This window comes from Achromobacter pestifer (genome assembly GCF_013267355.1).
In the GTDB taxonomy this organism is placed as follows: domain Bacteria; phylum Pseudomonadota; class Gammaproteobacteria; order Burkholderiales; family Burkholderiaceae_B; genus Achromobacter; species Achromobacter pestifer_A.
In genome coordinates this window covers 5,666,479-5,691,338 of record NZ_CP053985.1, presented here as the reverse complement: position 1 = coordinate 5,691,338, position 24,860 = coordinate 5,666,479, and the positions used below count along the sequence as shown (strand labels likewise).

At 63.9% G+C, this 24,860-nt stretch carries 24 protein-coding genes; 8 read left to right on the top strand and 16 right to left on the bottom strand.

Going from position 1 to position 24,860, the window contains the following annotated elements; genetic code table 11:
- Nucleotides 1-222 precede the first annotated feature (222 nt).
- Both FOC84_RS26950 and FOC84_RS26945 read left to right on the top strand, forming a co-directional pair.
- The gene (locus tag FOC84_RS26950; protein ID WP_173147653.1) at nt 223-1,836 is read left to right on the top strand and encodes an NAD(P)/FAD-dependent oxidoreductase; all 1,614 of its coding nucleotides are present in this window, start codon (nt 223-225) and stop codon (nt 1,834-1,836) included.
- 154 nt (nt 1,837-1,990) lie between these two features.
- On the top strand, nt 1,991-2,917 hold the full coding sequence (locus tag FOC84_RS26945; protein ID WP_173147651.1) for a hypothetical protein: 927 nt from the start codon (nt 1,991-1,993) through the stop codon (nt 2,915-2,917).
- 64 nt (nt 2,918-2,981) lie between these two features.
- Here FOC84_RS26945 and FOC84_RS26940 read toward each other — a convergent pair whose 3' ends face one another.
- From FOC84_RS26940 to FOC84_RS26920, 5 genes are all read right to left on the bottom strand, one after another.
- A complete protein-coding gene (locus FOC84_RS26940; protein WP_254241795.1) occupies nt 2,982-3,125 on the bottom strand; it encodes a tautomerase family protein in 144 nt (47 codons plus the stop codon).
- Between the two features lie 40 nt (nt 3,126-3,165).
- The gene (locus FOC84_RS26935) at nt 3,166-3,513 is read right to left on the bottom strand and encodes a hypothetical protein (RefSeq protein WP_173147649.1); all 348 of its coding nucleotides are present in this window, start codon (nt 3,511-3,513) and stop codon (nt 3,166-3,168) included.
- Nucleotides 3,514-3,591: 78 nt separating this feature from the next.
- The gene (locus FOC84_RS26930; protein ID WP_173147647.1) at nt 3,592-4,014 is read right to left on the bottom strand and encodes a VOC family protein; all 423 of its coding nucleotides are present in this window, start codon (nt 4,012-4,014) and stop codon (nt 3,592-3,594) included.
- Nucleotides 4,015-4,102: 88 nt separating this feature from the next.
- Nucleotides 4,103-5,311 carry a hypothetical protein gene (locus tag FOC84_RS26925; RefSeq protein ID WP_173147645.1) on the bottom strand — a complete coding sequence of 403 codons (1,209 nt, stop codon included), beginning with the start codon at nt 5,309-5,311 and terminating at the stop codon, nt 4,103-4,105.
- Nucleotides 5,312-5,370: 59 nt separating this feature from the next.
- Nucleotides 5,371-6,378 (bottom strand): hypothetical protein, encoded by a 1,008-nt coding sequence (locus tag FOC84_RS26920; protein ID WP_173147643.1) that lies wholly within the window; start codon nt 6,376-6,378, stop codon nt 5,371-5,373.
- A 143-nt stretch (nt 6,379-6,521) separates the two neighbouring features.
- Here FOC84_RS26920 and FOC84_RS26915 point away from each other — a divergent pair, with 143 nt between their 5' ends.
- On the top strand, nt 6,522-7,304 hold the full coding sequence (locus FOC84_RS26915) for an aminoglycoside adenylyltransferase family protein (protein ID WP_173147641.1): 783 nt from the start codon (nt 6,522-6,524) through the stop codon (nt 7,302-7,304).
- 72 nt (nt 7,305-7,376) lie between these two features.
- Here the strand turns inward: FOC84_RS26915 and FOC84_RS26910 are convergent, their stop codons facing one another.
- Genes FOC84_RS26910 through FOC84_RS26890 form a run of 5 tightly spaced genes read right to left on the bottom strand, consistent with a single transcriptional unit; the run spans nt 7,377 to nt 12,445 of the window.
- On the bottom strand, nt 7,377-8,096 hold the full coding sequence (locus tag FOC84_RS26910; protein WP_173147639.1) for a GntR family transcriptional regulator: 720 nt from the start codon (nt 8,094-8,096) through the stop codon (nt 7,377-7,379).
- Nucleotides 8,093-9,760 carry a GMC family oxidoreductase gene (locus FOC84_RS26905; protein ID WP_173147637.1) on the bottom strand — a complete coding sequence of 556 codons (1,668 nt, stop codon included), beginning with the start codon at nt 9,758-9,760 and terminating at the stop codon, nt 8,093-8,095. Before FOC84_RS26905 ends, FOC84_RS26910 begins: the two co-directional genes overlap by 4 nt.
- The gene (locus tag FOC84_RS26900) at nt 9,757-10,755 is read right to left on the bottom strand and encodes an ABC transporter substrate-binding protein (protein WP_173147635.1); all 999 of its coding nucleotides are present in this window, start codon (nt 10,753-10,755) and stop codon (nt 9,757-9,759) included. The genes FOC84_RS26905 and FOC84_RS26900 overlap by 4 nt, the downstream gene beginning before the upstream one ends.
- Before the next feature lie 34 nt (nt 10,756-10,789).
- A complete protein-coding gene (locus tag FOC84_RS26895; protein ID WP_173147633.1) occupies nt 10,790-11,653 on the bottom strand; it encodes an ABC transporter ATP-binding protein in 864 nt (287 codons plus the stop codon).
- A 24-nt stretch (nt 11,654-11,677) separates the two neighbouring features.
- On the bottom strand, nt 11,678-12,445 hold the full coding sequence (locus tag FOC84_RS26890; RefSeq protein WP_173147631.1) for an ABC transporter permease: 768 nt from the start codon (nt 12,443-12,445) through the stop codon (nt 11,678-11,680).
- An 81-nt stretch (nt 12,446-12,526) separates the two neighbouring features.
- Between FOC84_RS26890 and FOC84_RS26885 the strand changes: the two genes are divergently transcribed.
- Nucleotides 12,527-13,693 (top strand): mandelate racemase/muconate lactonizing enzyme family protein, encoded by a 1,167-nt coding sequence (locus FOC84_RS26885; protein ID WP_173147629.1) that lies wholly within the window; start codon nt 12,527-12,529, stop codon nt 13,691-13,693.
- Between the two features lie 70 nt (nt 13,694-13,763).
- Here the strand turns inward: FOC84_RS26885 and FOC84_RS26880 are convergent, their stop codons facing one another.
- The gene (locus FOC84_RS26880) at nt 13,764-14,912 is read right to left on the bottom strand and encodes a serine hydrolase domain-containing protein (protein ID WP_173147627.1); all 1,149 of its coding nucleotides are present in this window, start codon (nt 14,910-14,912) and stop codon (nt 13,764-13,766) included.
- Between the two features lie 205 nt (nt 14,913-15,117).
- Here FOC84_RS26880 and FOC84_RS26875 point away from each other — a divergent pair, with 205 nt between their 5' ends.
- From FOC84_RS26875 to FOC84_RS26865, 3 genes are all read left to right on the top strand, one after another.
- Nucleotides 15,118-15,699 (top strand): TetR/AcrR family transcriptional regulator, encoded by a 582-nt coding sequence (locus FOC84_RS26875; RefSeq protein WP_173147625.1) that lies wholly within the window; start codon nt 15,118-15,120, stop codon nt 15,697-15,699.
- Between the two features lie 104 nt (nt 15,700-15,803).
- Nucleotides 15,804-16,301, top strand: coding sequence for a Rid family hydrolase (locus FOC84_RS26870; protein ID WP_173147623.1), 498 nt, complete (start codon nt 15,804-15,806; stop codon nt 16,299-16,301).
- Between the two features lie 145 nt (nt 16,302-16,446).
- Nucleotides 16,447-17,619, top strand: a complete 1,173-nt coding sequence (locus FOC84_RS26865) for an MFS transporter (protein ID WP_173147621.1) — start codon at nt 16,447-16,449, stop codon at nt 17,617-17,619.
- Nucleotides 17,620-17,766: 147 nt separating this feature from the next.
- On the opposite strand, the gene FOC84_RS26860 is transcribed toward FOC84_RS26865, so the two are convergent.
- The 3 genes from FOC84_RS26860 to FOC84_RS26850 all read right to left on the bottom strand — a co-directional run bounded on the left by FOC84_RS26860 (nt 17,767) and on the right by FOC84_RS26850 (nt 21,338).
- The gene (locus FOC84_RS26860; RefSeq protein ID WP_173147619.1) at nt 17,767-19,134 is read right to left on the bottom strand and encodes an aldehyde dehydrogenase family protein; all 1,368 of its coding nucleotides are present in this window, start codon (nt 19,132-19,134) and stop codon (nt 17,767-17,769) included.
- Nucleotides 19,135-19,162: 28 nt separating this feature from the next.
- The gene (locus tag FOC84_RS26855; protein WP_173147617.1) at nt 19,163-20,872 is read right to left on the bottom strand and encodes a thiamine pyrophosphate-binding protein; all 1,710 of its coding nucleotides are present in this window, start codon (nt 20,870-20,872) and stop codon (nt 19,163-19,165) included.
- Nucleotides 20,873-20,960: 88 nt separating this feature from the next.
- On the bottom strand, nt 20,961-21,338 hold the full coding sequence (locus FOC84_RS26850) for a cupin domain-containing protein (RefSeq protein WP_173147615.1): 378 nt from the start codon (nt 21,336-21,338) through the stop codon (nt 20,961-20,963).
- A gap of 349 nt (nt 21,339-21,687) precedes the next feature.
- Here FOC84_RS26850 and FOC84_RS26845 point away from each other — a divergent pair, with 349 nt between their 5' ends.
- The gene (locus FOC84_RS26845) at nt 21,688-22,635 is read left to right on the top strand and encodes a helix-turn-helix domain-containing protein (protein WP_173147613.1); all 948 of its coding nucleotides are present in this window, start codon (nt 21,688-21,690) and stop codon (nt 22,633-22,635) included.
- A 29-nt stretch (nt 22,636-22,664) separates the two neighbouring features.
- Here FOC84_RS26845 and FOC84_RS26840 read toward each other — a convergent pair whose 3' ends face one another.
- Both FOC84_RS26840 and FOC84_RS26835 read right to left on the bottom strand, forming a co-directional pair.
- Entirely contained in the window at nt 22,665-24,251 is a 1,587-nt protein-coding gene (locus FOC84_RS26840) for a phytoene desaturase family protein (RefSeq protein WP_438800848.1), read from the bottom strand.
- Complete coding sequence (locus FOC84_RS26835) at nt 24,248-24,817, bottom strand: VOC family protein (RefSeq protein ID WP_173147611.1); 570 nt, start codon at nt 24,815-24,817, stop codon at nt 24,248-24,250. The genes FOC84_RS26840 and FOC84_RS26835 overlap by 4 nt, the downstream gene beginning before the upstream one ends.
- Nucleotides 24,818-24,860 lie beyond the last annotated feature (43 nt).

The window sequence follows — 24,860 nt, the reverse complement described above, 5'->3', positions numbered from 1 at the left end:
CTAAAGTCTCAAGAAATTCCAAAAAATCATCAAAATAATCTCTATTGATGTTTTTGATTGAGACAACAATACCAAAATAAAAACAAAATCGTCAATTCAATGAGACAGAAAATCCAAAATATCCTTCCAGAACAGCCAGGACGTGGCGGCCAGGCCGCCCCTGCGGCTCCAGTACAATCCGCGCTTGGCGACGTTGTGCTCGCCCCTTTATCTGGACCAAAGATGTTGCGACTGTCTGAAATCAAGCTGCCGTTGAATCACGCGCCCGAAGAATTGCCCACCGCGATTCTCAAGAAACTGGGTGTTGCGGCCAGCGACCTGCGCGGCTACACCATCGCCTCCCGCAGTTACGATGCGCGCAAGAAGCACAACATCCTGCTGATCTACACCCTGGACGTCGACGTCGAGAACGAAGCGGCGCTGCTCCAGCGCTTTCACGACGACCGCAACGTCAAGCCCACTCCCGACACCGAGTACAAGTTCGTCGCCCAGGCGCCTGCCAGCCTGAGCAAGCGCCCCATCGTCATCGGCACCGGCCCCTGTGGCCTGTTCGCCGGGCTGGTCCTGGCGCAGATGGGCTTCAAGCCCATCATCCTGGAACGCGGCAAGGCCGTGCGCGAGCGCACCAAGGACACCTGGGGCCTGTGGCGCAAGCGAGTCCTGAACCCCGATTCGAACGTCCAGTTCGGCGAAGGCGGCGCCGGCACCTTTTCCGACGGCAAGCTGTACAGCCAGATCAAGGACCCCAAGCACTACGGCGAAAAAGTGCTCAAGGAATTCGTGCTGGCCGGCGCGCCGGAAGAAATCCTCTACGTCAGCAAGCCGCACATCGGCACCTTCCGCCTGGTGGGCATGGTGGAAGTCATGCGCGACACCATCACCAAGCTGGGCGGCGAAGTCCGCTTCTCCAGCAGGGTGGAAACGCTGCACCGGGAAAACGGCCGCGTCACCGGCGTGACCCTGGCCAGCGGCGAGCACATCGAGGCCGACCACGTTGCGCTGGCCATCGGCCACAGCGCGCGCGACACCTTCCAGATGCTGCGCGACCAGGGCGTGTTCATGGAAGCCAAGCCGTTCTCGATCGGCTTCCGGATCGAACACCCGCAATCGCTGATCGACCGCGCCCGCTTCGGCCCGAACGCCGGCCATCCCATCCTGGGCGCGGCGGACTACAAGCTGGTGCACCATGCCAGCAACGGACGCTCGGTCTACAGCTTCTGCATGTGCCCGGGCGGCACCGTAGTGGCAGCCACCTCCGAACCCGAACGTGTCGTCACCAACGGCATGAGCCAGTACTCGCGCAACGAGCGCAACGCCAACGCGGGCATCGTGGTCGGGATCTCGCCCGAGGTCGACTACCCCGAGCATGTGCTGGCGGGCGTGGATTTCCAGCGCAAATGGGAATCCCAGGCGTTCGAACTGGGCGGCCGCAACTACAGCGCGCCGGGCCAGCTGGTCGGGGATTTCATCGCCGGCCGCGCCTCGACGGATTTCGGCTCCGTGCAGCCCTCATACACGCCGGGCGTGCACCTGACCGACCTGGCCACCGCGCTGCCCGAATTCGCGATCACCGCCATCCGCGAAGCGCTGCCCGTCTTCGACAAGACCATCAAGGGTTTCGGCATGCACGACGCGGTGCTGACCGGCGTCGAAACCCGCACCTCGTCGCCCATCCGCATCAAGCGCGACAACGAGACCTTGCAGAGCATCAACACCCAGGGCCTGTTCCCGGCTGGCGAAGGCGCGGGCTATGCCGGCGGCATCCTGTCGGCGGGCGTGGACGGCATCAAGATCGCCGAAGCGGTGGCTTTGAGCATCATGAGCCGGCAGGGGTAATCCGGCCGGGCCCGGCACGGGCCCGCGAAATGCCCCCTCCGCCCTCTTCGCTTGACCTTCCCATTGTGTCAAGCTTGAAACTGACGCCATCGTATTCCCCCGGCTGCCTGGTGTAGCGCAGCGGGCTAGGCGCATTTTCGAGAAGGGTTCCGCCATGCAGCACGCAACGCTCACGCCACGCCAGGCACGCCTGTCGTATTTCTGCGCCTTCGCGTTCATCGCAGCCATGGTTGCGGCCGCCGCCTTCTGGAACGATCGCGAGATCGTGCTGCCGGAGATCGCCGCCATGGCCGTCGCCTTGTGGGTCTACCGCGAACCCGGCTGGATGCGCCATCCTGAGAAGGTTTTTCTTTGGCCCACGGCAACGGCCTTGATGGGCTTCGGCATCAACCTGCTGGCCATACCCCATACCGCCAAACTGGCGCTCGTCCTGGCAGCGATGCTGCTGTTCTTCCTGCTGCTGCGCTACAGCCTGGCGCCTGCGCTGGCCACGGGCTTTTTGCCGGTGGTGACCAACGCCACCGAGCCGTCATTCATTGCCGCCATTGTGGTCAGCACCCTGCTACTGATGCTGGGCGTGATGCTGGGACGGCTGCACGCCAGCACGGATCGCACCGCTTCCGTCCAGCCCAGGCTGATGGCCGCCTATGCCGCGATCATCCTGGCCGGAATCGGCCTCGCCGCGCTCGCCGGCAATACGCATCTGGCGGTACTGCCCCCGGTGGCCGTGGTGGTGTACGAGTCCCTGCACATGAAGATGTACTCGTGGCGCATGCTGTTCAAGCAGACTGCGGTGCTGACCCTGTCGGCCGCTGTCGGCGTGGCGCTCTATCTGACGGTCGAGGATTGGATGGCGGTGGTCTTGCTGGACCTGGCGCTGATGTGGCTGCTGCTGCGCCTGTTCGAGATGCGCATGCCCGCCGTGTATGCGTTTCCACTGTTGGCCTATGTTTTCCCGCGGGACGCGCTGCCGCAACTGCCCGCGGCGGCGCTGCTGGTTTCCTTGTTTTCCCTGAGCTTGGTTCTGGCCTATCGCAAGCTGCAAAAGCCCGCCATGGCGCTGGAGCGTCAGCCCCAATAGCGCCAAAGCCCTTGCGGCTCACAGGCCTGCGGCATGGCGGAGCCTGGCACGACGGGAGTTGTCCCTAGCCGCCGCTTTGCGGTTTGGCGCCCGGCGTCGGCGCCCTGCCCGCCCGCATCTCGGTGGTCGTCACTCCCCCGAAGCCCCAGTTGTCCGTATCGATTTCCTCGATCACGACATGCGTCAATTCCGGCGGCTTGTGCAGCACACTGAAGTGCCTGTGCCCGTCGCCACGCCGGAGGTCGTTCTCAATCCAGCTTGGGATCAGGAAACGGCAGCTTATCCTGGGAAACGCTGGGCTGCGCTTTCCACTTGCCGTCCTGCTTGTAGAAATCCATCTGGTTCTCGCTGACCGCGGCCCCCAGGGTCACCGCGACCGTGCAGGCGGCCTGGCCCGGATACGTGGCATCCACCGCAGGGATGCAGGTTCCCAGCTTGACCTTGGACGGCCGCGGCATGCCCGAACCCGCCAGCATGTCGACGATCGCATCCGCCGCTTCGGGAATGGAAGGCAGGACCAGATCCTGGGCTCGAGCCATGCCGCCCGCCGCCAACAATGCAACCATCGACGTCGCGGAAATCAAGGGCTTGAACATGCGCCAGCTCCATCGGAATTGAGACTGGCGCAGCTTAAGGGAAGCGGCCCATTGCCACCGTAACAGAGCGATACGCGGCTATTCCTGAGGCATCATTTGGGGGTTGTAGACCACTTCCCACAAATGCCCGTCCGGATCCATGAAGTAGCCCGCGTAGCCGCCGTAGAAGGTGTCGCCCGCGGCTTTGACCATGCTGGCGCCCGCGCCGCTGGCCTGCAGCATCACCGCGTCCACCTCGCTCTTGGAACGCACATTGTGTCCCAAAGTGAATTCAAGAGAGCCGCCCGGCCGCAGCGCAATGCCCGTGTCGGCAGCCATGCTCGCGCGCGGCCACACGGCAAGTTTCACGCCATTCTGCAGATCGAAGAACGCGACCGCGCCGTGTTCGAACTCCTTGCCGATGATGCCCTCGGTCGACAGCCCCAGCCCATCGCGATAGAAAGCCACCGATCTTTCCAGATCCTCGACGCCCAGCGTGATGACCGTGATTCTTGGTTCCATGAGATGCTCCGAAAGTGAGTCCGACTGCCAGAATAGCCTGTGCGAAGCAATGTACGCGCCGCCGCAACGCCGGGCGGGAAGCAAAGCCTCAGTAATCCCTCGCCTCGTCGAACCAGCGCTGCGTCTGCGCATCGCTTAGGCCCAGCCGTTCAACCCGGGCAAGCTGGCTGAACTGCCATACCGCCTCGCCGATGTCTTCGCGCTCCGTGGTCTCGATGCCCTTCATGCCGTTGAAGTGGCTGGCAAAGGCGGAGATTGCAGCTTGGACCTCGGCGGCATTGCTTGCGCTTTCCAGCGCCGACCGGGCCGTGTCGTAGGCCGTATTCGCCGACTTCGCCATGCGGCTGTTCCAGCCCGAGAAAGGCCGGCCGTATTCGCTTTGCCACCACTCCCGCTTGCGCAGCTGGGAGACGGAGTTGTAACCGCCCCATGCGCGGACCTTCTCCCGCGCCTTCATCTGCGCCTTCAAGCGCTTGCCCGCGGCTTCGTCGACGTTGTAGGCGATGAACCTGTCCAGCGCGGGCCAACTGGCCAGTTCCGGCAAGCCGTCCAGATCGGGCGTGAACCGGATCTCCAGACTCGTCAGGCGCGGCAGGCGGGCAAGCGCCTCCCAGCCGCTGAAGCCGCCCCAGAGCGACAGGCTCTCCAACGCCGGAAAGCGATCGATTCCCTGCAGCGAAATAGGCTGCCCCAGCGGCGCGCCGTGCAGCGCCAGTGCGCGCACGTCCTGCAGCGGGCCGAGGTCGGGCAAGGCGTAAGGCGCCGCGCCAGTCCGGCGCCCCAGCGCCGGCCGCAGCAACAACATGTCGGGCAGTTCGCCCGCCACGGCAATGCGCGTCAGGTCGCCAAACAGCTCCAGGTCACGGACCTGAGGCAACCTGGTTTCAAGATGCCCCGACACCTGGTCCAGCCGGATGCGCAGCGTCTCGATTCTTGCCGCGCCTGCGTCAATGGCGTGCCTGCCTGAGTAGGCCGGCGCCCAGCTGAACTGCTCGATTTCGCGATCCCGCGACCAGCCGAAGAAACCGCTGTCGTTGCCGTAATAATCGATATGCCGCGGCCACGGCGAGCCGGCAGGCGTGGAGAACGGTTCAAATGCAGCCCAGTTGATGGCCTCGTCGCCAGCCACGTGCAGATCAGCCTTCTTGCCCATGCTGGCGGGGCCGATGATCAGATTGCCGCGCCCTGCTTCGCGTGCGAAGACATGGCTGCCCGGCGCGGTCAGGCTCAGCTGATAACGCCCTGCCTCGCTCACTGAACCCGCAGGCTCGCCGGACACGTCTATGGGTACGGACACGCTACTCTCCTTTTTCCTGGCGGCATCCACTGATGGCAATCCCGCCGATTCATTGACGCCTACGCAGGCTCGCCGTCCACGCGGAAGAACAAACCGGTTTGCCCCTTCAGGCCGGCATCCAGGAACTCGAACTCGACGCGCCTGCCCGGTTCGACCACGTCGCCCAGATATTCAACCCGATACATCACGCCGCCGATACGGTAGTTGTGGACCAGCGAGACGATCGAGGAGTTGGGACTGCGCAGCCGGTAAACCACGGCCTCTTCGACCACGCCCCGCACCCCATGCTTGTAGATCCCCCGCTTCAGTTTGCGGCTGCGCATGCCGAACAGCATCGCCAGGATCGCGAAGATCGCCGCCACGAACAGCAGCGGCGGAAGAAACAGCCCTCCCGCGAGCGGCACGAGGGCAAATATGAGCATGAATTTGCGCGCATCCAACTCCTCCCGGCGCACCGCCGCGCGGTCGGCATCGCTGATCTCCTCAACGGCGACCAGGGACTCCGCGCTCATGGGGTACTCCGCCCGCAACAGCACGGCAGGCGCGTCGGGCCGCAGGGTCAGCAGGTGCAGGCGCACCGGCAGATCCGTCAAGCCCACGGCCGTCACGGGCCCGTGCCCGCTGCGGGTGTCACTGGCGATCTCGTTCCAGAACGGCAAGGCTGCCTCCACGCGCTGCTCGCCGAATCCGTAGCACACGCCCGGCGTCGAGCCGCCCGGACCGAATGAAGTCAGCCGGCCTGAAACGATCTGTTTGGCCAGTCGTCCTTTCAGCGCCCGGTCGAGGCTGCGCCAGCCTCGTGGAATGCGCAACAGCCTGCGCCCGAAAAACACCGCCAGCCCTCCCATCACGGTGATGGCCGTCAGCAGCATCGCGCCCACGCCGAAGTCCAGCGTGCGCCAATCGGACAGACCGAGCGCGACAAAGGTCAACACGGAAAACGCCAACAGCAGCACCACCAAGACGCCGAACACGGCCATCAGCAGTCTCCCGCGGCTGCATTTGCGCAGCAGCAGGATGTCGTCCTCGGTAAGCGGGGCGTCCTCGACTTGCAGGGTCTGGTTCATGCGCTGATCGCTGCCTGTCTTGGGCTCATGGGGATCATCGGGCTCGGGCCTTGCGCCGGCATAGTACCAGTGCCGGCCCCGCAGCCATGGCCTGCGCGCCGCTGGCCTGCTGGCAGGCACGCAATCTTGGCTACTATCGATACATGGCCCATCCCATTCCTCCCCCAATCGCCCCCCAGGTCGCCGCGGCCAGCAGCCTCATCCAACGGCATCTGGGCGCTGGCCTCGCCACCATCCATCTGTTCGGTTCCGCCGTGGACGGCGGGCTGCAGCCCCACAGCGATATCGACCTGCTCGTCACCGTGACGCAGCCGCCGGACGGGGCCGTGCTGCGCACGCTGGCCACGGAGCTATTGGCGATCTCTGCCCCGCCCGGCGCATCGCCCCGCTTGCGCCCGCTCGAAGTCACCGTGCTGGCGCTTGCACACATCGTGCCCTGGCGCCACCCGGCCAGGCGCGAACTCCAGTTCGGCGAGTGGTTGCGCACGGATCTGACGGCAGGCGTCGTGGAACCGCCCATGATGGACCACGACCTGGCCATACTGCTCACCAAGGTGCGCGAACACAGCATCCCTATCGTCGGCCCGCAAGCCGACCAGGTACTCGAGCCCGTACCTCACGAAGACCTCAGACGCGCGCTGCTGGACACCGTTGCGCAGTGGAACACGCCCGCAGACTGGGCTGGCGACGAAAAGCACATCATCCTCGCGCTGGCGCGCATCTGGTACACGGCTGTCACGGGCGGCATCGCCTCCAAGGCCGCTGCGGCGGCGTGGTTGCTGGAGAGGCTGGACCCGCCGTATCGCGAGGTCCTGAACAAGGCGCGCCGGATCTATTTGGGGCAGGAGGACGACGATCTGGCGCAACACCCGGCCGAGACCCAGGCGTACATTACCCACACCCGCCGTGCGATCGAAAAGCTCTGAAACCCTCGGAAGATCCTGGGCCCCATGAACGGCCGGCCGGTCCGCGCGGACGCGCGGACCATCCTTCCGCCGTCATGGCTTCAGGTCGATTTCCATGCGCACGAAGTCGCCGCGATAGGTCACTTCGCCCAGGTAGATGACGCGACGTTCCGGCCCGGTGAACACGCGCCGGACTTCCGCCACGGGCGCGTTCACATTGATGCCCAAATGCCTTGCCACCTCGACATCGGCTGTCGAAATGGTCAGCACCTGGCGGGCGGAGACAATCTCCACCGAGGTCATGCCCATCAGAATGGGAATGACGGTTTCCTTGCGAAAGCGCGTGGGATGCTTTGCAAAGATGGCGGCATCCAGGTAGATATTGATGACGCAGTACGGCTGCCCGTTGCGGGCATGGATCCGCCGCATGAAGACGTACTTTTCCGCGGCGACGCCGTCCGCTTCGTTCAGCAATGGCGTGCGCGTCGACTCGTCGATGTTGAGGATGGTCGGGTGCGTATCCCGATAGACGCTGGACAGGTTCTCGAGCGTGGTTTCGACACGGAGCCAACGGTTGTCCTGGGGCGCTCCCGTCACGAAGGTGCCGCGCCCCCGCTGCGGTGAAAGCAAGCCATCGCGGGTAAGCCTTTCGATCGCCTGGCGTACCGTGACCTTGGCCACATGGAACTCCTCGGCCAGCGCGTCGAGCGAGGGCAATTTCTCGCCGTTCTTCCATACGCCCTTCAGGATCCGCTGCCGGAACAGATCCGAAAGTTGCACGTAGAGGGGAGCTTGGGCGGTGTCGAGAATCATGGCGTCAAAGTGTCCGCGACTATATCACGCGCTTGCGGCCGGACAGCGCCGCGTGCGTCCTCGAGGATCAGCGCGGCGCCCTTCTCGCCGATCATAATCGCGGCGGCGTTGGTGTTGGTCGACACCATGCGAGGCATGACCGAAGCGTCGACGATACGCAAGCGATCTATCCCTCGGACGCGCAACCGCGCATCGACCACCGATCCCGCGTCGCCGCCCATGCGGCAGGTGCCGGCAGGATGGAATACCGTGCCGCCCTTGTCGCGGGCGAATCGCTCCAATGCGGCGGCGGTCGTGACCTCGTTTCCCGGCAGGTATTCTTCGCCGGTCACCAGATCGCGGAACGATGGCTGGGCATAGATATCGCGCAACATGCGCAAGCCCGCGACCAGAACCTTCGCATCGCGCGGCTCGGTCAGGTAGTTCGAAACAATGCGTGGCGATGCCAACGGATCCTTGCTCACGATCTCCACGGTACCGCGCGAATCGGGCCGGCATTGCGTCGCCGACGCGGAAAAGCCGGAGAACCGATGCAGCGCGTCGCCGGGCTTGTCAACCGATAGCGGCATGACATTGAAGAGTATGTCCGCCCGGCCGCCCACCGCGTGCTCGGTCGCCGCCAGTCCGCCCACCTGGCCCGCGCCCACCGTGAGCGGTCCCCTGCCCTGGAACAGCCACTGCGCTCCCATGCCCGCGAGGCTGAACGGATTGCGCACCGCATCGTTGAGCGACATGCGCTGCTTCAGTTTGACGATCACGCGTGCCTGGTAATGGTCCTGCAGGTTGCGGCCGACTTCCGGCGAATGCGCCGCAACCGCAATGCCGTGCCTGGCCAGCAGCGCCGCGTCGCCCACGCCGGAAAGCTGCAGCACCTGGGGCGACTGCAACGCGCCAGCCGCAAGCACCACCTCGGCGTCCGCCATCGCGCGTTTCAGTTGGCCGTCCTGCACCCACTCCGCGCCCAGCGCCCGGCCGCCATCGATCAGGATGCGCGTGACGTGGGCTCCGGTCTCGATCACCAGATTCGGGCGCGACCGGGCCGGGTTCAAGAAGGCGGTCGCGGCGTCGCAACGCCAACGGCTGCCCAGCGTCAGCTGGTAGGATCCCACGCCCTCCGACTCGGCGCCATTGAAGTCGTCATTTCGCCGGCAGCCGGCCTCGACTGCCGCTTCCACCCACGCAGCCGTGTAAGGATGGTCATTGCGCAGGTTGGAGACACGGAGTTCGCCGGAGGCCCCGTGGTACTCGGACTCGCCTGCGTCGTAGCGCTCGGATTTCTTGAAATACGGCAGCACGTCCCGATAGGCCCAGCCCGTCGCGCCCAGCTCGGCCCAGTCATCGTAGTCCTCATGCTGTCCACGGATGTACAACAGACCGTTGATCACGCTTGAACCGCCCAGCGCCCTCCCACGCGGCCACAGGATGGTGCGATTGCCGGTCTCGGCCTGGGCTTCGATCGGGAATAACCGGGAAAAACGCGGATCGTAAATGGTCTTGAAGTAGCCCACCGGCAGCTTGAGCCAGAAACTACGCGCCGCCGTGCCCGCTTCCAGCAGCAACACGCGCACCGCGGGATCGCGGCTGAGCCGATTGGCCAGCACGCATCCGGCGGAGCCGCCGCCGATGACGATGTAATCAAAGCCCGCGCCAGCCGGAATGCTCATGCCTTGATCGCCTCCAGGTAGACCGAAGGATCGAAGTAGCGCGAGGCGGGAACGGGATTCGAGATGTTCCCGGCCTGCGCGAAGAAGTCGGTCACCTGCTGCAGCCAGCGGGTCACCGAGCCGTCCTCATATTTGGTGCGCCACTCGGCCGTGGAGAAATACTTGGCCTGCTTGAACTGCGCCTTGAACTCGGCCAGCGGCACATCCTTGTACTGCGTCTTCTGCAGCGTCTCCACCGCGGCGTCCGGGGTTTTCACGATGGCGTCGTTGGCCTCGCCCCAGGCGGCGATGAGGCTGCGGATGGCCGGCTTCTGGGCCTCGTAGAAATCGTTCCTGGCCGCCCATCCGCCCATGATCGCCGCCTCCGGATAGAACGCGGACGCGTCGATCAGCATGCGCGCATTGGGCACCTTGGACCTGACGATCGTGTCGAATGGCACCCAGAGCGCGACCGCACTGACCGCGCCGGATACGAACGAGGTCACGGCATCGGCCATGCGCTGGTTGACGATCTGCACGTCCTTGCCCGGGTCGAGCTTGGCCGCGCGCAAGGCGCGGTCAAGGAACACATGGGCGGTTGTGCCCGTGGTCGTGGAGATCTGCTTGCCCTTCAGGTCGGCCGCGGTCTTGATCGACTCGTCGCGCACCCAGAGCTGGGCGGTGCCGTACTCGATGTCGTTCACAAGAAAGACCTTGCCCTGGCCGCGCGCGGGAAAGTTCGAAACGACCGCGCCGGTAGCCAGCACGTCGAGGCTGCCGCCTATCATGGCCTGGAAGATCTCGAGGCCCGTGGTGAAGACGATGGGCTCCAGTTCCAGGCCATGCTTGGCGTAGCTGCCCATCTGCAGGCCCAGCCACAAATGCCCGTCGACGGCAGGCGTATGCAGGTAACCCACGCGCAGCTTCTTGCGCGCCTGCCCTATGGCGGGCGCCGCGATTGCTGCGATGGAAGCGGCCATGCCGGCCTTGAGTAGGGTTCTGCGGTCGAGTTTCATGGAGTCTCCTTGTGGTGGGGCTGCTGACGCGGTCTCAATCGGTCGGCCGGACGGATTGGCGGGCCTGGGCTTCGTACTCGAACATGACCAGCTCCCGGATCTCGCGGCTCAACTCGACGAAGCGAGGGTCCTCGTGAACCCGCTCCGAGCGGGGGTAGCCGAAAGGAACCTCTATCACCTTCCTGACCTTGGAAGGCCGGGCTGTGACCACGACGATCTTTGATGACAGGTAGATGGCTTCCTCCACCGAGTGGGTGATCAGCATCACCGTCTTGCCTTCGGTCTGCAGCACTTCGAGCAGCAGGTCCTGCATGGCGGTCCGGGTCTGCGCATCCAGCGCGCCAAAGGGCTCGTCCATCAACAGGAACTGCGGCTTGACGGCGTAGGCGCGCGCGATCGCCAGCCGCTGCCGCATGCCGCCGGAAAGGTGCTTCGGAAAGTGATCCGCGAAATCGGTCAGGCCCATCAGCTTCATGTAGCGCTGGCAGATCTCGGCGCGTTCCCGCGGGCTCGCCTTGTTGGCCGCGAGCTTCATGCCGAATTCGATATTGCCGCGGACCGTGAGCCACGGGAACACGCCGTACTCCTGGAAGATCACGCCGCGGTCGGGCCCGGGGGCCGTGACGGGCCGGCCGTCCAGCGTCACGGCGCCAGAGGTCGGCTGCACGAAACCGCCGACAATATTCATCAAAGTCGTCTTGCCGCAGCCCGAGGGACCGATGATGGATACGAACTCGCCATCGTGGATGTCCAGGGTCACGCCGTCCACCACCCTCATCGGGCCGGTGGCGGTGGGAAAATCCACGGTGACGTTATCGAACCGGATCCTGACCTTGGGATCCGGCGACGGCTTCGGCGTGGCGGTGTCCACGCTGCGCAGTTGAGTGCTGATGGTCATGGTCTTGGATGTCCGGGGTCTGTCTCAGGCGATGCGGTCTTGCCACGCGACCAGGCGCCGGCTTGCGGCCCTCAGGGCCAGGTCCATCAGCATGGCGATGAGGCCGATGCAGATGATCCCGACGTAGATCACGTCCAGTTGGAAAAACGAAGACGCATTCTGGATGAGCGCCCCCAGCCCCTGCTGGGCCGCGATGAGTTCGGACGCCACCAGCGTGGCCCAAGCCACGCCCAACGCCACCCGGATGGCCGTCAGGATATGCGGCACCGTAAGCGGGACGATGACCTTGATGAAGATCTCCACGTCATTGGCGCCCAGCGTCCGTGCGACGCGCACGAAGATCGGGCTGATCTGGGCGATTCCTTCGTACATCACGATGACGCCGGCAAAGAACGAGGCGTAGAACAGGATGACGGTCTTGGCCGATTCACCGATCCCGAAGTAGACGATCACCAGGGGAATCAGCGCGATCGGCGGAAGCGCGCGGAAGAAGTTGATGACGGGATCAATGAACACCCGCAGCCCGCGATACCAGCCCAGGCAAAAACCCACAGGCACGGCGACCAGGATGCCTAACGTGACCCCGGTGAAGACGCGGCGGGCCGACATCCAGATGTCCAGCCACAGGCGGTCCTTGGAGAGTTCGATGAACTTTTCGATGACCGCGGCAGGCGAAGGCACGAGAGCGGGGCTGACGAGCCCGCTGGCCCGTACCGCCAGCCACAGCCCGAGGATGCATAGCCATGGCGCCGCGATGAGCAGCGGGCGCGAGATGAAGGACGGAAGACGCATGGTGTGTATAGAGGGTTAGACCTGAGTTGCATTCCGAAAGTGCTAAACATACTATAGACCAGCACTTAACATCTTAATGCCATGACAAACCCTAATACCAAACAAGCTTGGGCCGTCCGGCCGTTCACGCTGGCGCGCATCGAGGCCCACGTCCTGCGCTGGCCGGTCAAGCGTCCGGTACAGACCTCCTTCGGCACCATGCTGGACCGCCCCGCGCTGCTGGTGCGGGCCGAAGACGCGGACGGGGCGGTGGGCTGGGGAGAGATCTGGTGCAACTTCCCGAGCTGCGGCGCGGAACACCGCGCCCGCCTGCTGGAGACCGTCGTGGCGCCACTGGTCCTTGGCCAGTCCTACCCGTCAGCCGAAGCCGCGTTTGCCCACATGAGCGCGCGCACCGCCGTGCTTGCCATCCAATCCGGCGAGCCGGGACCCATCGCGCAAGTGATCGCCGGCATCGACCTGGCCTTGTGGGACATGCTGTCCCGCCGAGCAGGCGTGCCGCTGTGGCAATTCCTGGGCGGCGCCTCGGAGGTGATCCGCGTCTACGCCAGCGGCATCAACCCGGATCGCCCCGAAGATACGGTGCGCGCCAAACACGCGGAAGGCTATCGCGCCTTCAAACTCAAGGTGGGTTTTGGCGAAGAACGGGATCTCGCCAACGTCAGAACGATCCATGCCTGGCTGCCCCCGGGCACCGAGCTCATGCTGGACGCCAACCAGGCCTGGGATCTGAAGAGCGCGCTGAACATGGCCAGCCGCTTCAGCGAGTTCACGCCGCGCTGGCTGGAGGAGCCGCTGCGCGCGAACCGGCCCCTATCGGAATGGGCGCAACTGGCTGAGCAAACGGAAATCCCCCTCGCGGCCGGCGAGAATCTCATCGGTCCAGACGCCTTCGAGGCGGCGATCAATAGCAGGACTCTGAAGATCGTGCAGCCCGATCTGGCCAAATGGGGCGGCATCTCCGGCTGCTTGCCGGTCATCGACAGGATTCACGAGGCGGGCCTGCGCTATTGCCCGCACTTCCTTGGGGCGGGCGTCGGCCAGCTCGCCTCGGCGCACATCCTCGCGGCGCGCGGACGAACGGGCGGCATGCTCGAAATCGACTCCAACGAGAATCCTCTGCGCGCAGTTCTGAGCCCGGCATTGGGTGCAATCGTCGAAGGAGAAGCCAAGCTCGGAAACGAGGCGGGTCTGGGCGTGGAGCCAGACATCGCGCAGTTGCGCGACATCTGCGGTTTGCGTCCATGACGCCCCTCCCCTTGCCTGGGCGGCCTGCCACGCGCGACGGCGGGCGCCTGGCAGGAGCGTAGACCAGACGCTAACGAAGCGCAGCCAGCTGAAGCGCCTGATGATCCGCATGGACCGCCGGCTCATCGAGCGCCCTTGAGCACATGACCACTACGGCTCGATGGCTGGAGAGGTCGCTGAGCCATGAGGTTCCCAGCCCTCCTGACCAGCCCACGGTCCCTCGCAAGGCGTCGGTGAAGGGCCGACCTGCGTCAACGGAAACGCCATAACCCCAGCCGCGGCCATCGAGAAAACTGGCGGCATCGGCGCGCTGTCCGGCCGTCAGATGGTCGGTCAGCATGCGCCTGATCCAAGCCTTGCCCAGCAGCCGCCCCGTGGGCGTTTCGCCCCCCGCATGCAGCATGCGCACGAAGGCCATGTAGTCGGCAGCCGTTGAGACCAAACCGCCTTCGCCGCCCTCGAATGCGGGAGGGTTTGCCCAAGCGCTCTCCTCTTTCGGACCGTCCGCGAGCCGGAGATCGCCGAAATAGGCGGGTGTGAGTCGGGACAACTGCCCGGCTTTGACGTAAAAGCCGGTGTCCTTCATCTCCAACGGTTCGAACACATGCGTAGCCAGGAACTCAGACAATGCCATGCCTGAGAGCCGGGCAATCAGCACTCCTTGCACATTGGACGCGACCGAATAAAACCACCGGTCGCCGGGATGCGCCAACAGCGGCAATGCGCCGAGCCTTCGAAGCCACTCATCTGGTCCCATGGCCGCGGCAGGCCGGGGGGCATCAAAACCCACCAGCTGTTGGCGCGTGACTTCCCGCTGGAACGGCGTGCTGCCGGGCGCGGCGGGCACGATGCCCGTGCCCAGCCGGGATGTCAGGATGTCCTCGACAGTGATCTCGCGCTTCGCCGGAACCGTTAGATCCAGTTCACCGTGCAGATCGACCAGCACCTTCGGCTTGCCTAGCTCTGGCAGCCACTTGGCCACGGGCTCGGTCAGCTCGATATTGAGTCTCTCGATCAACATCATGAGCGCGACCGCCGTGATCGGCTTGGTCATCGACGAGATACGGAAAATCGCGTCAGGCGCCAGAACGGCTGAGCGCTCCATATCGACGTGTCCGGCCACGGTAATGCGGCTTGGTGATTTTCCGCTGAAGCGCGCCACGATGGCGCCTGGACTGAGAGTGCTTGCTTCTGCCAATGCCGCGTCGATGTCGCCCATGTTTTCTCCGTTGTCCTCTGCTCACTGCCTTTTACCGGCCTTGGCACGCTCCGTCTTGAACGGAATTGCAAACGCCCGCCCATGACCAAGCGCTTTAGCGATCGGCCGCCCGGCACAGGAATGGACTGACAAAAAACAGTTGTTTACCAGTCAGTAAATTATTACCTATAATCCGACGCATGAACTGCGGCGAAGGACAGCAACCATGAGTGGAAGGCCCAAAGAGTACGACGACACTGCCGTCATAGACGCCGCGATGGACGTTTTCTGGACCCACGGTTACGAAGCCAGCTCAACACAAGAGCTATGCGAACGCACAGGCTTGGGGCGTGGCAGCCTCTACCATGCCTTTGGCAGCAAGCAGAACCTCTACGAGCAAGCCTTGCGCCGCTATCAGGAGCTGGGGCTCCAGGCACAATCCGACATCCTCAACGGCCCAGGCACCGCCAAGGAACGGTTGCGCGCGTTACTGCAATGGGGCGTCGATGGCGACCTGGATCCGGCCCGGCGCCGCAGTTGCATGGCTCTTTTTTCGGTCATGGAGCGCAGCAGCAAAGATCCCATCATCGACCGGATCAACCGCAGCTATGTCAACAAGCTGGAAGCAACAATCTGCCACGTCATCGCCGTGGGCCAGCGCAATGGCGAGCTGGCAAGCGGCAGGCCGGCGTTGGAAGTGACGCGCGCGTTCCTCGCCAGCTATTACGGGCTACGCATCCTTGGACAATCCATGCCGGACCGAGCGTTTCTTCAAGATGTGCTGGAGGGCACCTTGGCAAGTCTATGAGCCATGAAGCCCGCGTTGGAATCACGATAACCATCGCAGGCCCCGGCCTATTTTTTTCAGTAATTGTTTATCGATCAGTACACTATCAATCAAAGAGAGCCCATATGAATCATCCTTCAAACGCTGATGTACGCCGCGTAGCAACCAGAACCGGCGCAGTCGCAATTCCAGCCTCTCTGGAGTCTGATGTCGCGCAGTACCACTATGCGCCGGCCCGCCGCGCAGGCGACTTTGTGTACCTCTCGGGCATCGTGGCTTGCAACCCAACCAGCGAGCCAATGAGCGAAGCCGCGTTCTGCGATGAATTGCGCATTGTGTTCAAACAGATTGAGCGCCTGCTTTCCGCCTGCGACGCGCAGATGGAGGATGTCATCGAGTTGCAGATGTTCCATGTGTTCGGCCGTGACCGCCTGGACCTGGACAAGGCCGGCCAGTTGGCCGCCATAGGCCGGGTTCGGGATGAATTCTTCTTCGCGCCCTACCCTGCCGCGGTGGAACTGGAAGTTGCCGATTTGAACCCCGACGGCGGGCTGGTGGAAATCAAGGCGGTGGCCTTTGCACCACTTACCCGCGCAACAGCCAACAAGGCCGTCTCCCCATGAGAACGGGTCCGCGCCGAACCGCATGCTCATCGTCGCAGCGGTGAAGCCAACGGGAAGTCTGCTACCCCAACAATGATCACCGGCCTGCTGGCCGGTTCTTTTGGGGCAATTTTGTACTGATCAATAAACTTTTAGGAGTTTTCCCATGCCATTAGCGGTCTATATCCTGGGATTGACGATCTTCTCATTGACCACGTCCGAGTTCATGGTGGCGGGCATGATGGCTTCGCTGACGCAAGCCTTCGGCGTTTCGGTGACGCAGATCGGCTACCTGATCTCGCTTTATGCCATCGGCATGGTCGTCGGAGGACCCTTGCTCACGGTCGGCCTGATCAAGCTGCGCGTACCCAACAAGAAGGCGCTGCTCTGGCTGCTGGGCTTCTATGCCATCGCGCAATCCGTTGCCGCATCCGCGACCAGCTACGAAGTCATGGCGGCCGCCCGGGTCGCGACGGGAGTGGCCGGCTCCGCGTGCTTTGGGGTATCGCTGGCGATTTGCGCCCAGATTGTGGCCGCCCAATCGCGCGGACGGGCGGCCTCCATCGTGATCGGAGGATTGATGCTGGCAACGGTGCTGGGTGTTCCCATCGCCACGGTCATCGACCAGCATCTGGGCTGGCGCGCCAGTTTTTGGCTGGTAGTAGCGCTAGCCATCCTGTGCGCGGCGGTCATCGCCATCCTGGTGCCGCGCTCCCAGGCCTCTGCAACGGTCAGCCTCGCCGCGGAAATCGCAGCGTTCGGAAATCGGCACCTGTGGGCGGCGTTCGCCACCAGCGGGCTGATTATCGGCGCGACGTTTGCGGCCTTCAGCTACTTCGCTCCGATCCTGACCGAAGTGACCGGTTTCACCGCAGCGTCGATTCCCTGGCTGCTGGGAATCTACGGAGCGGCCAACGTGGCGGGAAACATGCTCGTGGGGCGGTATGCGGACAAGTACGCCATGCCCATCATGGCGGCTGGCTTGATCATACTGGCCGCAACCTTGGCGCTGTTCGCGGTGTTCGCCCAAAACCAGGTTCTCAGCCTGAGCGCGCTGATCGTGATCGGCCTGGTTGGCGTGCCCATGAATCCCGCGATGATCGCCCGCGTCATGCAGACCGCGCATCCGGGTGCGTTGGTGAATACCGTGCATACGTCGGTGATCAACATCGGATTGGGGGCTGGCGCCTGGATCGGTGGGCTGGGCATCGCGGCGGGGCATGGCGTGCGTTCGCCGCTGTGGGTGGGCGCTGCGTTGGCCGTGCTTGGGTTGGTCAGCTTGTTGCCTTATCTGGGGCGAAAGGCGCGAGACGGGCGTGCGCTGGCTGCGGGCCGGTAGCGCTTCTGGAGCGCAACCGTTACGACAAGGCGGGACGCACGTGCCAGATGGCAACGGGAAGATTCTTCGAAAAGAAGAAATCCCTCATTGCGCGGGCCTGAGGTATTCATCTGCTCACCGGCTTCCGTGGCGCCGCTCTCCGCCCCATCAACCGACAGGATACGGCGGCCGCAGCTTCTCAAGCTTGGCTTCCGCGGCATTCTGCGTGACGACGGGCATCAGGTTGCTGAACGTCCTGAATCCGGCGACTCCACGATATCGGCCCATGCCGCTGGCGCCGACCCCGCCGAACGGAATCTGCTCGTGAAAAAGCTGGGACACGACGTCGTTAAGGGTAAGCGACCCGGCCTGGAAGTTTTCCCGCAGCCAGCGCATTTCCTCGAGGTCATCGCCAAAATAATAGGATGCTAGAGGACGAGCCAGCGACTGGGCATATCGGGCAGCCTCCTCGAAGGAGTCGAAGCCGATGACCGGCAGAATGGGGCCGAATATTTCCTCGCGCATGACTGCCATCGAGGCGCTCGTCTCCAGCAACAGCGTCAACGGGAACTGCCGCGATCCCGCCAGGCGCGCTCGCGCGCCGTGCAGCTGCTTCGCGCTCGCGCCTTTCGCCACGGCATCGTCCACCAGGCCCTGCAAGCGGGCGTAGTGCTTGTCGCTGATGATGGCGGAGTAATCGTCGTTGCCAGCAATCGAGGGATATAGCTGTTGCGCGTGCGCGAGTATCCCTTCGGCCAGGCGCTCCGCCACCTGCCGCGGCGCCAGCACATAGTCCGGCGTCACGCATACCTGCCCCGCGAACAGCAACTTCCCGTGGGCCAGACGCGCGGCCGTCATGTCGATGTCCGCGCTCCTGCCGACGAAGACCGGACACTTTCCTCCCAGCTCCAAGGTGACCGGCACCAGGTTCTTTGCCGCTTCCATCATGACCTTCCTGCCGGTTTCAGTCGACCCCGTGAAAAGCAGATGGTCGAACTGCAAACGGCTGAAGGCCGCCGCGACGTCGGCCCCGCCCTGTACCGCCAGAACTTCAGCGGCGTCGAACTCCCTGCCCAGTTCCCTGGCGAGCAGGCTGGAGGTCGACGGAGTCAATTCCGGCAGTTTGATCATTGCACGGTTGCCCGCCGCCAATATCCCCACCAAGGCGAGATAGCTGATAAGGACAGGTCCGTTCCAAGGTGTCATGGCGCCCACCACCCCAAGCGGCGCGAAACTGAGCTCCACGTCGACATCCGGATCGCCGACGTCGAGTGGCTGCGCTTTCATCCACTCGCCGAGTTGGTCCGAGGTGTGACGGATGATCTCGAGTCCCCCCAGGATGTCCGCGGAATGGCTCAGGAATCGGCTGCGTCCGCCAAAATCGGCTGCCTCCGCTTCCACGATTTCGTTCCGGTTCCGATCCAGCACGTTGGCCAACCGTCTAAGACGGTCGAGCCGGACATCGAGAGCAGGATAACCCGCGCGCATAAACGACTTCTTCTGCCTGCCCAACGCCTCGGACAGTTCGTGTTCCATGGTTATGGTCATGGTCGAGGGCCCTTGATCAGAGGAGTCCGGACGGCGACAAGGCGTCGTTCCCCAGCCATCCCGCCAAGGCATCCACGTAGGGGGGAGCGCCCATGTAGCTGGCTTTCTGGTCGGTGATGACCTGAACCAACGCGGGCTTTCCGGCGGAGAAGGCGCGTTGAACGGCCGGGACAATCTCCTGCGCTTCCTGCACGTATTCGCCATGCCCTCCCATGGCGCGCGCGATCTGGTCGTATCTAACGGGGCTGAACGTGGCCTCGATGGCATGGCCGACATGCTGCATGTGAGACGACATTTCCGCGCCCAGCGCGCGATCATCGTTGACGATGACCACCACGGGAAGTTGGTGTCGGACCAGCGTTTCGAACTCCGCCAGATGAAAGCCCAGCGCCCCATCGCCCGTCAGCAGGCAGACGCGCCGCCGCGAGCCGGCGGCAAGCTGCGCGCCGAGGGCATAACCCAGGCCGGAGCCAAGGTGCGAAAAAGTGGAAGTGTAGAGAAAATCGCTGCTGCGCTGCTCAAAGAACGCCATCTTGTGGAGGATGGTAAGGCCGCCGTCCAACACGATGACGGCGTCGTCGGGAACGGCCTTGCGAGCCTCCAGCATGAGCCGGGACGGATGAATCTGCTCGGATTCGGGAATGGCCGCGGCCAGGCGTTCGCGCTCCGCTTCGTACCCGGCCCGCAATCGCGATAACTCTCCCCATGCAGCCGCCCCTCCTGCCCGTTCCAGTCCGGCGATAAGCTGACGCAAAGTCAGCGCCAGGTCTCCCACCACCGCGTGATCTGCGCAGCGGTTCACGCCCACCATGCCGGGGTCGGTCTCCAGCACCAGGATCTTGCGGTCCGCTCCCGCACCTGCGGCGAATTGCCCGTGACGCCCATAGCCGTCCATTTCGGGGAGATTGGTTCCGATCCCGATCAGGAGGTCGGACTTCTCTATCGCCTCTCTGCCCGCTCCGCTGAATTGGAACAAGTACCTGCCATCGCTCTCGGGAACCGCGCCGGAGCCGCCAAGCGAAGTCAGCACGGGCGCCGCGACCAGATCGGCCAGTTTGCGGAACTCGGCGTGCAAGCGGTTCCTAACGACCCCAGGTCCAGCCATCAGGATGGGCTTGCGAGCGCTCCGTATCAGGTCGCAAGCCTTATCCATACTGGCGGCGTCAGCGGCGCGAGGCTGTGCGCGATAGCGCGCCGGGCTTTCCAGGGGCGGAAAATCCCATTTCATGTCCTGGATGGAATAGTCGAATTCCAGATACACAGGCCCCGGCGTGCCTGCCCACGCCTGTCGGAATGCTTCCCTGACGATGTCGTCCAGATGCCCAGGCGTGTCGATGGACGCCACGAATTTACACGGCACGCGGAACATTTCGAGCATCGGCGCATACAGCCACCTGTTGCGGCGCACGGCAAGATTGGTGGAGGATTGCCTGCGCGAACCGATGAGCAGGAGAGGAATGTTCTCCTGCGCCGCACAGACAGCGGACGAGAGCATGTTGGAAACGCCCGGCCCCATGGCCCCCATGGCCACCTGCATGCGGCCCGTCATGCAGTAATAGCCCGAAGCCATGAAGGCCGCCACCTGCTCATGGCGCGGGCCAACGAGCCGGATGCCCTTCTGCTGCGCGCATTTCTGGATCTCCACCAGGCTCAGATCCCCCTGGGAAAAAATCACCTCGACTTTCTCCTCGAGTAGAAGGTCGACCAGCCGATCACCAAATGTCATCCTCACCCTGCTCTCCTGTTTCGATTTCAGCCGCGCTCTCGACGCCGCTGGATGCGGCATCAATAGAACGCCGCCAAGGATTTCTTCTTCAGCTGATCCAGGGCAAGGGCAAGGGTTCGCCGTCGGGATGGAACACCTCCACCGGCGAGGCCGCGAGTATGCCTCTGATCACCAGCGTGTCCTGGCCATCGTTGAATATCTGATGAACCACACAGCCAGGAATGGCGACGCTCATCCCCGCTGAGAAGCGCAGCGAGCCCTCGTCCGACTCGACCCTGCCCCTGCCTTGCTCGCACACGATCACTTCCGAGCATTCATGCCAGTGGTCCGGCGTCGCCATCCCCACGGCTATCTTCTGATGCCAGACCGAGAGGCCGGTCAGGCCGTCTCGATGCGATGCGATCGTCCGATGGGCGATGCCTTGCATCGATGTTTCGACTTCGTCGCTGTCCTGTATCAATTTCATGTCCGTTCCTTCCCTGGTTAGCGGCCGCGCGCCGGCATGAAACCGGCTCTTGCGCCCATCAGGAAAAAAGTAGCAAAGCCAGAAGGGAAGAAAGCTGGAGAAAGTGCATGATCTTGCGGACTTTCGTGCACTCGCTGCCGCGACTGGACGCGTGGGGCCACATTCCGCGGTGCCGAACCAACACGCATGCAGTGGATCCGATAGCGGCAGCGCGTTTACACGCGCTGGACCGCAAGGTACGGAAACGCTAATCTGCCTCGTGCCCGTTCCCGCTGCTGCACCTGACGTGCCGACGCTGCGGCGACACCCAAGCGCGACTTGCTGCCTGCGGCCCCATGGATCGAACAAGATGCAGACCATACTCGACACTGAACTTCTCACGCCGGGCAGGCGCTTCGAAGTGTTCCGGCTCGCCGTATGCCGCGTCGCGGAGATTTCGGTGCGCCGGACCGTGACAGACGGTTTCAACGCGAAGATCAAACAGGGAAAGGTCGGGTTCCTCGAATACTCGCTCGTCGACTACGACTCCGTCAGCATCGAGCGCGGCCCGGCAGATATCGCACGCGACCGGCAGACCGATTTCCTGCTTGCCGTTCATCTCGACGGCCGGGTGCACATGAAGCACCTGGACCGCGAAATGCCACTTCAGCGGGGCGATTTCACGATAGTGGACAGCACCCTGCCATACCGGATCGAAGCCAACAGTTCGGCCAGACGCCTGGTCATGCGTGTTCCCCGGCATGAGTTCATGCTGCGCGGCCTCACCACCGATACGATGTGCGGGCGTGTATTCAGCGGCGCGCGAGGCACCAGCGGGCTGGCCTCCCGCCTGCTGCAGGCCGTGGCAGCGGAGACGACCGACCAGATTCCACCGATCGGCCATTCGCTCACCTCCGCGTTGCTCGATCTGGTCGCCGAATCGGAAACCCAGGATGGCTCCGCGGTTCCGCTGGGCCGCTCGCATGACCACCTGATCAGGCGCATCAGAACGATGGCCCTCGCCCATCTCTCCGATCCGGATCTGTCCGCGAGCCGCATCGCCGAGTTGGTGGGTATCTCCATCCGCTACCTGCATCGCGTATTCGCCGCCACGGGAACGACGCTGCACAAATGGATAGAAGACGAACGCCTGGAACGCGCCCGATGCCAATTGCTGAACCTGAACCAGCGTCACCGCTCCATCCAGGAGATCGCGTTCAGTTGCGGTTTCAAGGATGCCGGCTACTTCGGCCGCCGCTTCCTGCGCAAATACGGCGCGACGCCCAGTCAACTACGCGGGACCGCAGCCAGACCCTGATCCACTCGGCCTTGCGGCGCCTGCCGCCTTTAGCGCAGCAGGCGCTTCGCCACCATCCAGCCGGATCCACCAGCCAAGCCTGGGCCCGGATGCGTGGACGCCCCGATGTGATGCACGTTGCTCCAGGGCGTGGCATGCCCTCGCTTACCGCTGACCCCGGAAAATGGGCGCAGCCAGAAGTACTGATCGGGTGTGCAAATGCCCGAATAGGGATCCCCGCCGACCAGATTGCAATTCAGCGATTCCAGGTCGGCCGGCGAGTATGCGCGGCGGCCAACCACGGTGGCAGCGAAGCCCGGCAGTACTTCTTCCAGCAGCCGCTGCACCCGGTCGGCCATGCGTTCCCGCACGGCGTCGTTCCACTTGCCGTCGGCGGGTACCTGGATTTCACCCGCCGCATCGCCCGTAAGCGTGGCCGGCATGTCCTGCATCTGGATCCACAGAATGGCGCCGCCTGCGGGCGCACGGGTGGCGTCGATGGCAGCCGGCTGGGAAATTGCGAGCGTGGGCCTCGCGGGCAGGAAACCGTTGTTCGCCTGGGCCACCGCCATGGACACGGCTTCGAGGCTCTGGGCCAGATGCAATAGCGGAACCTGCGCAAGCTCTGAATCCGGCCATGATGGCGGGGCCGACAAAGCGAAATGGATCTGCATGCAGCCCCTTCCGTAGCGATAGGCGTGGGCGCGCTTATGCCACTGCGCCGGCGCGTTCGGCGCCAGACGGCCGTAAAGCTGGGTCGGCGTCACATTGCACACCACCGCCCGCCGCGCGCGCCAGACCTGTCCGTTCGCAGCCACCCCCACGGCCCGCGCGCCGTCGAAGAGTATGCGCTCGACATCGGTGTCGACGTGCACCACGCCATGGTGCCGTGCGATCAACCGGCAGAAAGCCTCGACGATCTTGGCGCTTCCGCCTCGCACCAGGGGAATGCCGTTGGCGATGATCGATGCAAACACCGTCTTGCCGATCAGGGCCGAGCAAGCATCGTCCGGACCCATGCCCATATGCAAGGGCCAGGGCGCAAGAGCCGTGCGGAACAACTCGCCGCGCAGCTCGCGGTCGCTCCAGCGGCGCAGATTCTCTATGCCGCGGGCGCCAAATTCTGCCAACCCGTCCACACCCCGCCGCATGCCCACGCTCACGACTTCCCGCATGGTCCGCCAGCTGTAGGGATCCTGTCCCAACAAGCCGAACGTCAGGCCCGCGTCGGCCCCGAACAGGCGCTCGGCCTCACGGCCGAAGGTGTCCCCGTCACCCGCGCAAGCCGTGTTCAATCGCTGGACGGTATCGGAGATGTCTTGCTTGAACGCCAAGAACCGCCCATCGGGCCGAATCACGCCCGTGGCATAGCCGTTCTGCACGAATTCAAGCCCCTCCCCGTGCAGGTCGCGGCTCAGCTCGGCATATGCGGGACCGCTGGTGAACAAAGGATAGGACGTGGACAGCAGGTCGTGCACGTAGCCGGGGAACAATTCTTCGCTGACGATGCAGCCGCCGGGCCGCGTGTTGCGTTCCAGAATGGCGACACGCCAGCCCCGGCGCGCCAGTAGTGCGCCGCACACCAGCGAATTGATGCCGCTGCCCACGATGATGGCGTCGACCTCATCCGGCATCATCCGCGCTTCCGCTCTTGGTGGCCTGCGCCCCGGGCGTACAACGCCGCCGTGGTGTCGCGCATGAAGGGCAGCTCCCCATACTCCACCAGCTCAAGCTGATTGCCGAAGGGATCGAGGAAGTAGTTGATGCGCAACCCCGCGCACGGGCCAGAGGTCACGGCCACAGGCCCGGCCATCGTCGCGACGCCGGCCCGCCGCAAATGGGCAAGAGCAGCATCCATGCTCGCCACTTTGAATGCGATATGGCTCGCCCCGAGATCGCAGTTCCGGGGAGGAATCTGACGCGCATCACCGGGAAGCTCGTACCTGAACAGCTCCAGCATCAGATTGCTGCCGAGCGCCAGCATGACCAGTTGCAGGCGCGCGCCAGGCACGCGCAGGTGGGCTTCGGTCCAATCGCTGCCGTCCGGACCACGCGGCATGCTTGCCGCGTCGAAAGGCCCCAGACGATAGAGCTCCACGGCACCCATGACATCACGGTAAAAATCGACGGCGCGATCCAGATCCGGGACGGTCAGCGCCACGTGATCCACATGCATCAAGCCAGGGAGGACGCTATTGTTCATTGCCGATACCTCGATGAGCGGTACTGGACGCAAGGGCCTGTCT

Bases quoted from the DNA above. Each gene is read 5' to 3' on its own strand.
- FOC84_RS26950 (WP_173147653.1), top strand. From the start codon at position 223: ATGTTGCGACTGTCTGAAATCAAGCTGCCGTTGAATCACGCGCCCGAA.
- FOC84_RS26945 (WP_173147651.1), top strand. From the start codon at position 1,991: ATGCAGCACGCAACGCTCACGCCACGCCAGGCACGCCTGTCGTATTTC.
- FOC84_RS26935 (WP_173147649.1), bottom strand. From the start codon at position 3,513: ATGTTCAAGCCCTTGATTTCCGCGACGTCGATGGTTGCATTGTTGGCG.
- FOC84_RS26930 (WP_173147647.1), bottom strand. From the start codon at position 4,014: ATGGAACCAAGAATCACGGTCATCACGCTGGGCGTCGAGGATCTGGAA.
- FOC84_RS26920 (WP_173147643.1), bottom strand. From the start codon at position 6,378: ATGAACCAGACCCTGCAAGTCGAGGACGCCCCGCTTACCGAGGACGAC.
- FOC84_RS26915 (WP_173147641.1), top strand. From the start codon at position 6,522: ATGGCCCATCCCATTCCTCCCCCAATCGCCCCCCAGGTCGCCGCGGCC.
- FOC84_RS26910 (WP_173147639.1), bottom strand. From the start codon at position 8,096: ATGATTCTCGACACCGCCCAAGCTCCCCTCTACGTGCAACTTTCGGAT.
- FOC84_RS26905 (WP_173147637.1), bottom strand. From the start codon at position 9,760: ATGAGCATTCCGGCTGGCGCGGGCTTTGATTACATCGTCATCGGCGGC.
- FOC84_RS26900 (WP_173147635.1), bottom strand. From the start codon at position 10,755: ATGAAACTCGACCGCAGAACCCTACTCAAGGCCGGCATGGCCGCTTCC.
- FOC84_RS26895 (WP_173147633.1), bottom strand. From the start codon at position 11,653: ATGACCATCAGCACTCAACTGCGCAGCGTGGACACCGCCACGCCGAAG.
- FOC84_RS26890 (WP_173147631.1), bottom strand. From the start codon at position 12,445: ATGCGTCTTCCGTCCTTCATCTCGCGCCCGCTGCTCATCGCGGCGCCA.
- FOC84_RS26885 (WP_173147629.1), top strand. From the start codon at position 12,527: ATGACAAACCCTAATACCAAACAAGCTTGGGCCGTCCGGCCGTTCACG.
- FOC84_RS26880 (WP_173147627.1), bottom strand. From the start codon at position 14,912: ATGGGCGACATCGACGCGGCATTGGCAGAAGCAAGCACTCTCAGTCCA.
- FOC84_RS26875 (WP_173147625.1), top strand. From the start codon at position 15,118: ATGAGTGGAAGGCCCAAAGAGTACGACGACACTGCCGTCATAGACGCC.
- FOC84_RS26870 (WP_173147623.1), top strand. From the start codon at position 15,804: ATGAATCATCCTTCAAACGCTGATGTACGCCGCGTAGCAACCAGAACC.
- FOC84_RS26865 (WP_173147621.1), top strand. From the start codon at position 16,447: ATGCCATTAGCGGTCTATATCCTGGGATTGACGATCTTCTCATTGACC.
- FOC84_RS26860 (WP_173147619.1), bottom strand. From the start codon at position 19,134: ATGGAACACGAACTGTCCGAGGCGTTGGGCAGGCAGAAGAAGTCGTTT.
- FOC84_RS26855 (WP_173147617.1), bottom strand. From the start codon at position 20,872: ATGACATTTGGTGATCGGCTGGTCGACCTTCTACTCGAGGAGAAAGTC.
- FOC84_RS26850 (WP_173147615.1), bottom strand. From the start codon at position 21,338: ATGAAATTGATACAGGACAGCGACGAAGTCGAAACATCGATGCAAGGC.
- FOC84_RS26845 (WP_173147613.1), top strand. From the start codon at position 21,688: ATGCAGACCATACTCGACACTGAACTTCTCACGCCGGGCAGGCGCTTC.
- FOC84_RS26840 (WP_438800848.1), bottom strand. From the start codon at position 24,251: ATGATGCCGGATGAGGTCGACGCCATCATCGTGGGCAGCGGCATCAAT.
- FOC84_RS26835 (WP_173147611.1), bottom strand. From the start codon at position 24,817: ATGAACAATAGCGTCCTCCCTGGCTTGATGCATGTGGATCACGTGGCG.